Source organism: Vibrio gazogenes (assembly GCF_002196515.1).
GTDB lineage: Bacteria > Pseudomonadota > Gammaproteobacteria > Enterobacterales > Vibrionaceae > Vibrio > Vibrio gazogenes_A.
In genome coordinates this window covers 1,447,148-1,460,257 of sequence record NZ_CP018835.1, presented here as the reverse complement: position 1 = coordinate 1,460,257, position 13,110 = coordinate 1,447,148, and the positions used below count along the sequence as shown (strand labels likewise).

The 13,110-nt window shown below is 48.3% G+C and carries 11 protein-coding genes; all 11 read left to right on the top strand.

Annotated features, from left to right (window positions below; translation table 11 throughout):
- Positions 1-11: 11 nt before the first annotated feature.
- The 11 genes from BSQ33_RS06705 (at position 12) to hypF (ending at position 13,105) form a co-directional block, all read left to right on the top strand.
- Positions 12-1,751, top strand: a complete 1,740-nt coding sequence (locus tag BSQ33_RS06705; RefSeq protein ID WP_021019734.1) for an NADH-quinone oxidoreductase subunit C — start codon at positions 12-14, stop codon at positions 1,749-1,751.
- Positions 1,752-1,758: 7 nt separating this feature from the next.
- A complete protein-coding gene (locus tag BSQ33_RS06700; protein WP_088133702.1) occupies positions 1,759-2,427 on the top strand; it encodes a formate hydrogenlyase complex iron-sulfur subunit in 669 nt (222 codons plus the stop codon).
- Positions 2,424-3,245, top strand: coding sequence for an NADH-quinone oxidoreductase subunit B family protein (locus BSQ33_RS06695; RefSeq protein ID WP_021019736.1), 822 nt, complete (start codon positions 2,424-2,426; stop codon positions 3,243-3,245). The genes BSQ33_RS06700 and BSQ33_RS06695 overlap by 4 nt, the downstream gene beginning before the upstream one ends.
- Positions 3,232-3,684, top strand: coding sequence for a formate hydrogenlyase maturation HycH family protein (locus tag BSQ33_RS06690; protein WP_021019737.1), 453 nt, complete (start codon positions 3,232-3,234; stop codon positions 3,682-3,684). The genes BSQ33_RS06695 and BSQ33_RS06690 overlap by 14 nt, the downstream gene beginning before the upstream one ends.
- Entirely contained in the window at positions 3,681-4,139 is a 459-nt protein-coding gene (gene hycI, locus BSQ33_RS06685) for a hydrogenase maturation peptidase HycI (RefSeq protein WP_021019738.1), read from the top strand. The genes BSQ33_RS06690 and hycI overlap by 4 nt, the downstream gene beginning before the upstream one ends.
- Before the next feature lie 240 nt (positions 4,140-4,379).
- Positions 4,380-4,928, top strand: coding sequence for a 4Fe-4S dicluster domain-containing protein (locus BSQ33_RS06680; protein ID WP_021019739.1), 549 nt, complete (start codon positions 4,380-4,382; stop codon positions 4,926-4,928).
- Positions 4,929-4,971: 43 nt separating this feature from the next.
- The gene (fdhF, locus tag BSQ33_RS06675; protein ID WP_027694107.1) at positions 4,972-7,116 is read left to right on the top strand and encodes a formate dehydrogenase subunit alpha; all 2,145 of its coding nucleotides are present in this window, start codon (positions 4,972-4,974) and stop codon (positions 7,114-7,116) included.
- A 90-nt stretch (positions 7,117-7,206) separates the two neighbouring features.
- Positions 7,207-9,288, top strand: coding sequence for a sigma 54-interacting transcriptional regulator (locus BSQ33_RS06670; RefSeq protein ID WP_088133701.1), 2,082 nt, complete (start codon positions 7,207-7,209; stop codon positions 9,286-9,288).
- A gap of 14 nt (positions 9,289-9,302) precedes the next feature.
- Entirely contained in the window at positions 9,303-10,130 is an 828-nt protein-coding gene (gene fdhD / locus BSQ33_RS06665; protein ID WP_088133700.1) for a formate dehydrogenase accessory sulfurtransferase FdhD, read from the top strand.
- A 36-nt stretch (positions 10,131-10,166) separates the two neighbouring features.
- Entirely contained in the window at positions 10,167-10,745 is a 579-nt protein-coding gene (locus BSQ33_RS06660) for a HupE/UreJ family protein (RefSeq protein WP_021019743.1), read from the top strand.
- A gap of 89 nt (positions 10,746-10,834) precedes the next feature.
- Positions 10,835-13,105, top strand: coding sequence for a carbamoyltransferase HypF (gene hypF, locus BSQ33_RS06655; RefSeq protein ID WP_088133699.1), 2,271 nt, complete (start codon positions 10,835-10,837; stop codon positions 13,103-13,105).
- Positions 13,106-13,110: the final 5 nt, after the last annotated feature.

Here is a 13,110-nt window from a genome sequence, read left to right as displayed (position 1 = left end):
GGCCTTATGACATGGACCAATTGAACAGAAATACGCAACATCAGATCGGGAAGCGCTATGTCGATGGGGTACGTCAACATTTTCCTGCGGCAATCGAGGATGAAGCTTGGCAGGCTGACAATCAGGTGACGTTGACCGTCAAAATGACCTCGTTGGTTGAGGTGATGAAATGGCTCTACTATGACCAAGGGGGATGGTTATCGGTTTCTTTTGGCAATGATGAACGTGTATTGAACGGATGCTTCGGTGTTTATCATGCCTTATCGATGGAAGGCGAAGTCAAAAGCTGGGTGATCGTCAAAGTCTTGGTCAATGCCAACGATCAGGAATTTATTTCGATCACGCCTGAGATCCCAGCCGCCGTGTGGGGAGAGCGTGAGATTCGGGATATGTTCGGTCTGCGCCCCATCGGTTTGCCGGATGAACGTCGTCTGGTTCTTCCTGATGACTGGCCGGAAGATTTGCACCCTTTACGTAAAGACGCCATGGATTATCGTCAGCGTCCGCAGCCGACAACTGATACGGAAACTTATCCGTTTATCAATGAATTGGGGAGTGATTCTGACCGCATCGTTCCCGTCGGCCCTTTGCATATCACCAGTGATGAACCCGGCCATTTTCGCTTATTTGTTGATGGTGAAGATATTATCGATGCCGATTACCGGATGTTTTATGTCCACCGCGGCATGGAAAAATTAGCAGAGACGCGGATGGGCTACCATGAAGTGGGCTTTCTTGCGGATCGGGTGTGTGGGATTTGTGGATTTACCCATAGCGTGGGATATAACAATTCCGTCGAGACGGCTCTGAATATTCAAGTCCCGGCGCGCGGCAAGATGATTCGGACGGTATTACTGGAAGTCGAGCGCTTGCATAGCCATTTACTCAATATCGGTTTGTCGAGTCACTTTGTCGGTTTTGATTCCGGTTTCATGCAATTTTTCCGCGTTCGTGAGAAAACCATGGAACTCGCGGAGTTACTGACCGGTGCCAGAAAAACCTATGGTATGAACTTGATTGGCGGGGTGCGGCGTGATTTTCTCAAAGAACAGCGAATCAAGGGCATTGCCATGATTCGTGAAGTTCGTCAGTCGTTTACCGAGTTAGTCGATGTCCTGCTTTCGACCCCGAATATTGACAGCCGGATTTCAGGCGTCGGTGTACTTGCGAAAGACATAGCCCGTGATTTTAGTCCGGTGGGGCCTTTGGTTCGCGGGAGTGGGTTTGCCCGGGATGCCCGGGTTGTGCATGGTCAATCACTGGAATCTTACGGTCAGGTACCGCTTGATTTACACCATTTTGATAGTGGTGATGTGCAGGCGCGTCTCCTGATTCGAATTCGTGAAGTGTTCGACTCACTCAATATTGCTGAATTTGGCTTAGACCATCTCCCCGAAGGCGCTATCTTGACTGAAGACTTTCAGTACGTCCCTCACCGGTTTGCTTTGGGATATACCGAGGCCCCACGGGGTGAAAATATCCACTGGAGCATGACGGGGGATAATCAAAAGCTATTCCGCTGGCGCTGTCGGGCGGCGACTTATGCCAACTGGCCGACGTTACGTTATATGCTGCGCGGCAATACGGTTGCCGATGCGCCCCTGATTATCGGGAGCCTTGATCCCTGTTACTCCTGTACGGATCGCGTCACCATCATTGATACCAAGAAAAAGCGGTCTCAAACCGTGCCTTATAAAACGATTGAGCAGTACAGCATCAATCGTAAAAAGTCCCCCCTGAAATCAATGTGAGGTTGTGATGTTAAAGCTACTCAAAACCGTTTTAAAAACAGGAGATGCAACGGCCAAGTATCCGTTTGCACCGTATGAAGTCTCTAGCGACTTTCGGGGTAAACCAGAACTGGACGCCGCGCAATGTATTGCGTGTGGTGCCTGTATGAGGGCCTGTCCTGCCAATGCGTTAGTGATGGAGACCGATGAACAGAAGGGCACCCGTCGCTGGGAGCTTTCATTGGCGCGTTGTATCTATTGCGGACGCTGCGAAGAAGTCTGTCCGACTCATGCGTTGGTCTTGTCACAACAGTTTGAACTGGCTGTGACCAACAAAGCAGATTTGTATGAACAGGCTGAGTTCGAGCTGGTCAATTGCAGAGAATGTGATCGTCCTTTCATCGCTAAAAAATTATTCGATTATGTTATGGAGACGCTTCAGCACGCTGGGTTGAGTGATGAGTCGCTGGAAATGCGTCGCCATCAGTTGGAAAGTTGCCCTGAATGTCGGCGTCAGGCCAACATGCTTGACGGGCAGAATTTAGCATGTCACCGCTACGTCACAGCAGAGCCGATACCGGTCAAACATATCGCTGCAACGCATCAGCCCGATCCCTGTCCGTCAGAGAACCATTGTTCTGCGAACCACATGCCCAACATCAATCCCACCGATATTCATCGTGAGGAGGTACAGTGAAAGGTATTCAGCAATTATCGGGTGTTCATCATACGCAGACACAGCCTGTTGAAGTCACCCCTGAACATCAAGCATTGAAGCAAACACTTTTAAAACAGATCAAACGGTCAGCCTATGTTTATCGGGTGGACTGTGGGGGATGTAATGGTTGTGAAATTGAAATTTTTGCAGCCACCACGCCCGTTTATGATACCGAACGATTCGGTATCAAGGTGGTTGCCAGTCCTCGTCATGCCGACATTTTACTCTTTACCGGTGCGGTCACACGGGCAATGCGTGCGCCTGCGTTACGCGCCTATGAAGCGGCCCCCGATCCGAAAATCGTGGTGTCGTATGGCGCATGTGGGTGTGATGGCGGCATTTTTCATGACCTCTATTGTGTCTGGGGCGGTACAGACAAAATTGTGCCGGTTGATGTTTATATTCCCGGTTGCCCTCCGACACCCGCCGCCACGCTTTATGGATTCGCGGTCGCTTTAGGGTTACTTGAACAAAAAATGCATGCCAAAACCCATGATGCAGAGGCAACCCCTGCCAGCATCAGTCATGCCGGTATTCCACAGGATATTCGCGTCATGATCGAACGGGAGGCGCGTTTATTGGCTGGTTATCGTCAGGGTAACCGGATTGCCGATGAGCTGATGTCTGTGCTGGAAGGGTGTCATGCCGATAATGTCGATGCGCAGATCCAAGCCTATATTCATCAGCATAACGATCCGCGTTTGACCGAGATTGTTGAAACGCTCATGCGGTCGGTGATGAAACAGCTTGTCGGTGATGCGCTGAAAGAAGGAGGTCCTTGTCATGGTTGTGGCTGATACGCAAACCGAAACACACTCAAGGCACTTAAAGGAACGGGTGCGCTTTTATCGGTTAACGCGCAAGTTTGTTGATGAAAAAGAGGTGCCTAAAGAAGCGCAACAGATCATGTACTACAGTCTGGCTATTGGACATCACCTTGGCATTGTGGATTGTCTTCAGTCAGAGATGGATTGTCATGGTGAAGAGTATTTGGCGTGGATTGAGGGATTACCGAAAGACAGTGAGGCATACCGGAAGATGGAAGGGTTTCTCAAATTTGGAGAGATTACGATTTTTCCCGAGCACATTCATATGTTGGCGCTGGCATTCCAGAAAATTAGTCCGACGACACAGTCTGAGACGTCACAACGTTTGACCGCCGGATTGATCGAAATTCTCAATGCTATTCATCGAGAGCCGACAATGTATTTGATGATTCGAGGGACGGTGCAATGAGCAGACAAATATTGTTGACGGTCGGGAACACCATGATGGGTGATGACGGAGCCGGTCCTTTACTGGCCAAACGTTGTCTGGAACAACCGATAGACCGTTGGGAAGTGTTAGAAGGCGGCACGATGCCAGAAGATACATTGCATCGGATTCGTCACATCAAGCCAGAGCGTGTAGTGGTCGTTGATGCGGCAGATTTCGGTGAAAAAGCCGGAGAGATTCGCATCATTGATCCCGACACGATTGCTGAAATGTTTATGGTCTCCACCCATAGCTTACCGCTGAACTTTTTAATCGATGAACTGAAAACCTTTGTGCCTCATGTCACGTTTATCGGTATTCAACCCGCAATTGTGGCATTTTCGGCCCCAATGACCGATATGGTCAAAGACGCCGTCGATACAATTTATCAAGCTTTGTCTGAATGGCATGACGATATGGATTTTGGTCATTGCTAATGCAATGCGGCAAAAGTGTCGAACCTCGACACTTTTGTCATTGGACAATCAGGTCAAAAGAAACGCTGAGCTCCCTGATTGGCTTTGTTTTTTTAATTTTTCACTTATTTATGCTTATAAATCATAAGATTAAATGATTTTAAATCGTAGCTCCCGGATTGGCACGTGTTGTGCCTGTAATGATTAACCACCCCCAGAGTCTGAAGATACTCTGTTGTATTGACACAAAAAGGATACAGCATGAATCGATTTGTATTTGCTGACGCCAATAAGTGTATTGGTTGTCGAACCTGTGAGATTGCATGTGCGGTCGCTCATCAGGATGAGTCATCGGGTACTTTGAATGGAACCGAGGAATTTGCGCCACGCTTACAACTGGTGAAAAACGCAGAAGTCTCTGTCCCTGTGATGTGTCGTCAGTGTGACGATGCCCCATGTGCACAAGTTTGTCCTAATCATGCCATTGTTCATGAAGATGGTTACGTGAAGGTAATTCAGTCCCGTTGTATTGGCTGTAAGACCTGTGTAATTGCCTGTCCGTATGGCGCGATGAGTGTCATGACCCGGATGAAAAATACGGTGTCTGAACATGCCGCGCTTTTCCAAAAACAAGTGCCTCAATCCCAAGCGCTGAAGTGTGATTTGTGTTCACAGCGAGAAGAAGGACCTGCTTGTGTTGAGGTTTGTCCAACAGAGGCCATTCGGTTGATCGCACCTGAGTCACTGCAACAAACCAGCCAACAGAAACGAGAAGCGGCAGCGAGTCAGGCGTCTGTTATTTCGGCTTGAAGCAGCACGAGAATGGAACATTGGGGATAGTGAGATAATTATGATCGAAAAAAAATTAGTCGTGTGCCCCTATTGTGGTACAGGATGTAAGTTAAACCTACTGGTTGAAAACAATAAGGTGGTTGGTGCCGAGCCAGCGAATGGCAGAACGAATGAAGGCCAACTGTGTTTAAAAGGATACTATGGGTGGGATTTTTTAAATGACACCCAACTACTGACACCACGTTTGAAACAACCCATGATTCGTCGCACCAAAACTGACAAGCTTGAAGCGGTTTCCTGGGATGAAGCATTGGATTTTGCAGCAGAGAAGTTGTTGGCAATCAAGCAGCAATATGGTCCTGATGCGATTATGACGACCGGATCAGCCCGGGGGCCGGGTAATGAATCCAACTATGTGATGCAAAAATTAGCCCGCGCGGTGATTGGTACCAATAACGTTGACCACTGCGCAAGGGTTTGTCATGCCCCTTCGGTTGCCGGTTTGGAATCCGTGGTGGGTAATGGTGCAATGAGTAATGCCATCCCTGAAATTGAAGAAGCCAAATGCTTGCTGATCTTTGGTTACAACGTTGCTGATTCTCATCCCGTGATTGCGAGACGCATCTTTAAAGCGCGTGACAATGGTGCGAAAGTCATTGTCTGTGACCCGCGAAAAATTGAATCGGTTCGGGTGGCTGATCAATGGCTGGCGCTTAAAAACGGTTCTAACATGGCGGTTGTCAATGCGTTGGCTTATACGCTGATTGATGAAAACCTCTACGATAAATCGTATGTGCAAAATTACACCGAAGGGTTTGATGAATTCCGTAAGATCGTCATGGATTATGCGCCTGAAAAAGTCGAACATCTGACCGGACTGAAAGCGGCTGAAGTTCGGCAAGCAGCCCGGACTTATGCCAAATCTTCCGGAGCGATGATTTTATGGGGCATGGGCGTTACCCAGTTCGGTCAGGCGGTTGATGTGGTACGCGGTTTGGCGGCTCTGGCGTTAATGACAGGTAACTTTGGCCGTCGTGGCGTTGGTTGTGGTCCGGTTCGGGGCCAGAACAATGTTCAGGGGACCTGTGATTTGGGGATGTTACCCCATCAATTTCCTGGGTATCAGCCGGTCACTGACGATCAGATTCGTGAAAAATTTGAGCAGGCTTGGGGCGTCAAGCTATCAGCAACTCCTGGCTATCGTATGACTGATATCGGTCATAAAGTTGCTGACGGCACTTGTAAGGCGTTCTACATTTTTGGTGAGGATCCGGCGCAGACCGAAGCTGATCTGAATGCGATGCGCGAAACCATGCGTCAGTTAGACCTCGTCATTGTGCAAGATATCTTCATGACCAAAACCGCTGAAATGGCTGACATTATTTTCCCATCAACCAGTTGGGGGGAACATGAAGGTGTGTATACCAGTGCTGATCGGGGATTCCAGCGCTTCTACAAAGCCGTCACTCCGCCAGAAGGTGTCAAACCTGACTGGGAGATCTTCAGTCTGCTAGCCACGCGCATGGGCTATCCGATGCAGTATCAAAATACGCAAGAAATCTGGGATGAAATGCGGGCACTGACACCATTATTTGCCGGCGTTACCTATGAAAAAATGGAAGGGCTGAAATCTGTGATGTGGCCTTGCCCGACAGAAGATCACCCCGGAACGTCGTTCTTGTTTGAAGGCAATAAGTTTGCGACCCCATCAGGAAAAGGGAAGTTTATCGGTGCACCTTGGCGTCCACCGTTGGAACAAACGGATGCCGAGTATCCTTTAGTTCTCTCCACTGTTCGTGAAATTGGTCATTATTCATGCCGTTCGATGACGGGGAACTGCAAAGCACTTTCAACGCTGGCAGATGAACCGGGATACGTACAGATGAATCCACTCGATGCGAAACAACGGGGCATCGCAGATCAGCAACTCGTTTGGGTGTCCTCCCGGCGAGGCAAAGTGATTACGCGCGCCAATGTTTCAGAACGGGTTAATGTCGGTGCGGTTTACATGACTTATCAATGGTGGATCGGTGCATGTAACGAGCTGACTATTGAGCATGTTGATCCGATTTCGAGCACACCTGAATTTAAGTATTGTGCTGTCAAGGTTGAGGCGATTGAGGATCAAGCATGGGCTGAAAACCATGTTCAGTCAGAATATAGTCAAATGAAAGCGCGACTTAAATCACATGTTGCATATGCGTGATTAGATCAATATGGGCTCTTTACGTATGTGTACAATGTTCTGTATATATTCATCTGGTGTAAAGAGCCTTTGATTGAGTCGTGACTGATTATGAATAGAATTGCTCAAGAGTTGATGAACTTTTCAAAAGCCATGCTATCGATTCACGATATGTCTGACTTATTGAAATTTCTAAATGATGAGGAATGTTCATTTCTGCAAGTCGAGCGGATGAACATTATCCTGCATCGGGACGTTTCTGATGAATTGCTTCTTTACTATGTTGATAGCGATCAGCAAGTTCAGCATGAGACATTTCATCCTCAAGAGATAGGTTTATATCATCAGTCTTATGATGATGGCGTCTACGAACTCGATCGTGACGGCTTTGCTTATTACTATCCTCATTTTGCTGATCATCCGGCTTACCGGGACATTGATCATTATTGCAAAATGCCGCTGAACACAGTCAGTCAGCAACTGGGAGTGATTGAGTTTATCAACCCTAAGCTCAGTCATATGGCGGATGGTGAAAAGCAGTTTCGCATGGTCAGTAGTATTCTCGTCTCTTTCATTGCACATGTTGTTGAGCATGAATTAGCGTCGAATGTGGCTCAGCAACTGAGCCATGAACGAGATAACTATCATATTCTGGTGGACGTGACGAATGCAGTTATCAGCCAAAATAGTAAAGAAACATTACTCAATTCTTTGCTCCGTTGTCTGAAGCAACATTTTGCGATGCATCATTTAGCACTGATTGAACCTTATCAAGGGCATTACATTCAGTACACCAGCGATTTGATTCAGGGCGACATTCATCATCATTGCCATTTTTTTAGTGATGACAGTGCGTTTCACAATACGAAAGATCCTTATTCGCCCGTATTCATTCAGGGCGATGATTTAAGGCCATTATTTTTTCAGAAGAATGCAATTGAGTTTGCAGAAGATATCGAACAGCTGATCGTGATTCCCATGGTATTCCGGACCAATCGCGTCGGATACATTGCCTATATGCTGCATAAGAACGATCAAAATGTGGCGCTCGATCTTGACTTGCTTCAGCAAATTGCGGCGCGGGTTGCGATGGCGATGCATAGTTTAAGTGTGCATGAAACGCACACGAAAGTGCTGCCGAAAAGTGAATACATTTCGATTGAGTCAAAAGATGAGAAGCAGCGTATTTTTGACGATATTATCAGCCAGAGTGAAGCGATGAACCGAGTGCTTGATCAGGTTGCGATGGTCGCTGATTGTGATAGTACGGTTTTGATTCTGGGTGAAACCGGAACCGGTAAAGAACTGGTTGCCCGGGCGATTCATAAGATGAGTCGGCGTAGCCAAAAACGGATGGTGAAAATGAACTGTGCCGCCGTGCCGGAGGGATTATTTGAGAGTGAGCTTTTCGGGCATGAGCGTGGTGCGTTTACCGGAGCCGTCCATCAGCGGGTTGGACGTTTTGAGCAGGCCCATCAAGGGACGCTGTTTTTAGACGAAATCGGTGATATGCCGTTGGCGTTGCAACCGAAGTTGTTGCGGGTATTACAGGAAAATGAAATTGAACGGGTCGGGAAAAACCAGTTGATTCAGGTTGATGTGCGGATCGTAGTTGCAACCAATGCAGATTTACTCTCTATGGTTCAGGAAAAAACGTTTCGCAATGACCTGTATTACCGATTGAATATTTTCCCGATAGAAATCCCGCCGCTCCGTCAGCGGCCGGAAGATATCCCCTTATTGGTAAAGCATTTTACACGGGTGATTGCCAAGCAAATGGGGAAGCATATTACTGCGATTACCAATGAAACGATGCGTGCACTGACCGCATTTGCCTGGCCGGGTAATGTCAGGCAGTTACGTAACTTTATTGAGCGATCTGTGATTTTAACGCGTGGTGATGTGCTGAATGTTCCATTGGACGAATTAGTGAAATTAGGCTTGGAAGTCCCGAAAGCTGAATTGCAGCAACAGGAGCATGCCACAGACGCTCAGCGAGAGAAAACCGATACGATTGAAATAAATCGTGATACGGTGATTCAGGCGCTTAAAGAAAGTAATGGTATTGTCGCTGGCGCCCGTGGTGCGGCTGCAAAACTTGGTTTAAAAAGGACCACATTACTGTCACGAATGCAACGGATGGGGATTAGTAGCAAGGACTATTTGCCTGAGACTGAATCAACCTCGTCATGAATCAGGATTGACCTATGAATGAACCTTTCACGGTACAGAATATTGATTCTGTCAGTCATAAAAAAATTGTTCGCTATCGGCAGGAGCGTCAGTGTCATCTGGTTGACGATACGCTGATTCAGGAAGTGCCTGTTGCTTTGGAATATAACGGGGTGGCTTACACCGTCATGATGTGTACCCCCAGAGATTTGGATATGTTTGCTGTCGGGTTTTCGCTGACCGAAGGCATCATTGATCATGATCGTGATATTCATGATATCAACATTCAGATGAGCCCTGATGGCATCACGCTCTCGATCGATATTGCCAACCGCTGTATCAGCCGTCTTCAGGAAAAACGGCGGACAATGGCGGGGATGACCGGATGTGGTCTCTGTGGTACGGACCAGTTGGCTCATGTTTGTCGTGTACAAACACCACTGGAAAGCCATACAACATTTCATTTGCAGAAATTGGATGATGCTTTAAATCGTTTGCAGCAGAGCCAGCAACTGAATCAACTGACCGGATCTTGTCATGCGGCGGCATATATGAACACACACGGTGAATTGGAAACATTATTTGAAGATGTCGGACGGCATATTGCGCTCGATAAATTAATCGGTTGGGTCACCAAGCATCATAAACGGAAAGGGGTGGTCTTGGTTACGAGCCGGGCCAGCTTTGAAATGGTGCAAAAAGCCGCAGCTGGTGGGGTGGAGATTTTATGTGCCATCTCAGCCGCGACTGATATGGCGGTTGATTTAGCGGAACGTCTCAATGTCACGTTGTGTGGTTATTGCCGGCCGGGACAAGCCAATATTTATACGCACGCAGAAAGGATTCTCGGGTTGAATCAATAGTTGGGAATATATTTAGTCTTAGAGAAAGAGATCAACATGAAAATAAAGAATTTACTCCTTGGGTTACTGGTTTTGTTTTCTCCACTGGCATTCGCACACTCCGGTCATGGGGGAGATCATGGTTTTGAAAGTGGCATCTTGCATCCACTGACTGGTGTCGATCATCTTAGTGTGATGATCAGTGTTGGTGTCTTGGCGGCTTTATTTGGGGGAAGAAGTCGCTGGCAGATGCCGCTTTCTTTCATCGCATTGATGATTGTCGGTGGCATTTTAGGGGTGTCCGGTTTAGTGATCCCGAGCGTAGAACTGTATATCGCGCTCAGTGTCGTCGTGATGGGCATTTTGCTCTGGCGGAGTGTGCAAGTTTCTCATTTATGGGTCACGGTTTTAGTCATGGCATTTGCGGTCTTTCATGGGATGGCACACGGTGCAGAGATGCCGTTCAATAGCCATGCATTGGCTTATTTCAGTGGCTTTGTACTTTCCACGTTCTTGTTACATATGACCGGTATTGTCATTGGCAGTGCTGTGTTGCGTTTTTCAGCCAGTGGCCGCTTGGTGAAAATGCTTGGCGCTATTGTCGCCATGCTGGGTGGTTCGTTTCTACTCTCTTGAGTGGGCAGGGTTTTCTTCCATAAGAAAGTGTTTTCAATGAGCAGACTTTTCGTTCTCTCGTCTCTTTAGTTCTCAGGGCTGGTTGTGCCATGAATGAACGATATTTTATTTGTGTCTCCGGGGTTGTTCAAGGGGTCGGTTTCCGCCCCTTTGTCTATCAGCTTGCGGTTCAGCATCATTTATCCGGCTGGGTGATGAATAGCTCTGCCGGTGTCAAAATTGACGTTCAGGGGCGCAAAGAGGCACTTGATTTGTTTGTTCGGGCGCTGCATGAACGTCCGCCCCGGCTTGCCAGAGTTGATGATGTTGCTTGCTCGCGTCAGCATCTGGGGCGCGCACAAGGGTTTACCATTCATCCGAGTCAGCATGAGACGCATGTCGCTGTCAGTGTTGCTCCGGATCAGTCGATCTGCCCTGAATGTTTGTCTGAAATGAATGATGAACGTTCTCCTTATTATCACTATCCATTTATCAACTGTACCCATTGTGGTCCCAGATATTCGATTATTGAGCAACTGCCTTATGATCGGGTAAACACCTCAATGAAAGCGTTTGATTTCTGCCCGTCATGTTTACAGGCCTATCAAGAGCCGAGCAATCGACGCTATCATGCGCAGCCCACCAGTTGTCACCATTGTGGACCGAGGGTTTCTCTGCGTGATACTCAGGCTACCCGGTATGATGAGGTATTTGAACACGCTGCCGAGATACTCAGCCGTGGCGGTGTGATCGCTGTGAAAGGGATTGGGGGCTTCCATCTGGTTTGTGATGCAACCTTGCCAGCCAGTGTGATGAAATTGCGCCAAATGAAGCACCGTCAGCGTAAACCCTTTGCTGTCATGGTCGATTGTGTCGAAACCGCGATGCAATATGTCAGTGGGGAAACTGCCGAATGGCAGGCATTAGCCGCCAGTGCTGCCCCGATCGTGTTGATGAAGCGTCGCTCTCATCCGCATCTTGTCCCCGACGTTTCGTGCGACAGTCCTTATTTGGGCGTGATGCTCCCTTATACCCCGTTACATCATCTGCTGTTTGAGCAATATCGTCGCTACCGGAGTGAGCCGATTCTCGTGATGACCAGCGGCAATCTTTCCGGGATGCCACTAGTGACTGACAGCGATGAGATGTTGCGTCTGTTTGGCGAAGCTTTAGACGGTGTGTTGGATCATGATCGGCCGATTGCCAATCCTTGTGACGATAGTATTGTTCATCAGGCCGGTCACGCTATTCGGGTGCTGCGGATGGCAAGAGGTTATGCACCATTCAGTCATCACTGTGATTATCAGGGGGCGCCTGTTGTGGCAATGGGGGCTCAGCAAAAAGCGACGATTGCTATGGCCTTGTCCGGACAGGCTATGTTGTCGCCCTATATCGGTGATCTGGATGATCTGGATACACAACAACGGTATGAAAAGACGATTTCGTTATTTCAACATCTATACCAGTGTGAGCCTTCACAATGGGTTTGTGACTATCACCCGGGATATTTTTCAACCCAGTCCGCTAAAGCGCAATCCGGCAACCTTTTACAGGTACAGCATCATCACGCTCATATTCTGGCGGTGATGGCAGAATATCAGTTAACCGGCCCCGTATTAGGATTTGCATTTGATGGTACCGGTATGGGCGATGATGACACGGTCTGGGGCGGAGAAGTCTTGCTGGCGGATACGCAAGGTTATCAACGTTGTGGTTGTTTAAAGCCGTTTCGCTTGATTGGCGGAGAGCAGGCCATTCGTGAGCCCGCCCGGATTCTTCTGGCGATGCTACTTGAATGTTATTCACTGCAAGACATCCAGTCACTGGCACATCCGGCATTTCAATCGTGGCATGAACATGACTTTTTCAACCTTCATCAACTGTGGCTGTCCGGTCAACACTCACCACGGTGTACTTCTGTCGGGCGACTGTTCGATGCGTGGGCCTGTTTAGGTGCATTGCTGGGGCGGCCTGATTTTGACGGCGAAAGTGGCTTACTGGTGGAATCTGCAGCAATGACAGCGGGGCAAGCCGATACACCGTGGGAGATGAACTGGGAAGACGGGACTTCGCTACTGGATTGGCAACCGTTGTTGATTCGGGGGATTGAATCGAAAATTTGGCTCAGCCAAGAGGCCGTGTCCGATGCTTGTCAGGGGCTGATTGCAGCGCTGGCCGGGGCGATTCAGCAGATGGCGGGTCGTTATCCATCACTGCCGGTGATTGTCAGTGGCGGCGTTTTTCAGAACCGATTGTTGATGGATATCTTGTGGCACAACTGGGATGAACACACACAGCCGATATATAGCGGCACTATGGTTCCGGTCAATGATAGCGGTATTGCGATGGGACAGCTCTGGTATGGCATTCACCAGCGCTGAGTAAT

What these genes read in the sequence shown, in the direction of transcription:
- BSQ33_RS06705 (WP_021019734.1), top strand. Translation starts at nt 12, where the DNA reads ATGGACCAATTGAACAGAAATACGCAACATCAGATCGGGAAGCGCTAT.
- BSQ33_RS06700 (WP_088133702.1), top strand. Translation starts at nt 1,759, where the DNA reads ATGTTAAAGCTACTCAAAACCGTTTTAAAAACAGGAGATGCAACGGCC.
- BSQ33_RS06690 (WP_021019737.1), top strand. Translation starts at nt 3,232, where the DNA reads ATGGTTGTGGCTGATACGCAAACCGAAACACACTCAAGGCACTTAAAG.
- hycI (WP_021019738.1), top strand. Translation starts at nt 3,681, where the DNA reads ATGAGCAGACAAATATTGTTGACGGTCGGGAACACCATGATGGGTGAT.
- BSQ33_RS06680 (WP_021019739.1), top strand. Translation starts at nt 4,380, where the DNA reads ATGAATCGATTTGTATTTGCTGACGCCAATAAGTGTATTGGTTGTCGA.
- BSQ33_RS06670 (WP_088133701.1), top strand. Translation starts at nt 7,207, where the DNA reads ATGAATAGAATTGCTCAAGAGTTGATGAACTTTTCAAAAGCCATGCTA.
- fdhD (WP_088133700.1), top strand. Translation starts at nt 9,303, where the DNA reads ATGAATGAACCTTTCACGGTACAGAATATTGATTCTGTCAGTCATAAA.
- BSQ33_RS06660 (WP_021019743.1), top strand. Translation starts at nt 10,167, where the DNA reads ATGAAAATAAAGAATTTACTCCTTGGGTTACTGGTTTTGTTTTCTCCA.
- hypF (WP_088133699.1), top strand. Translation starts at nt 10,835, where the DNA reads ATGAATGAACGATATTTTATTTGTGTCTCCGGGGTTGTTCAAGGGGTC.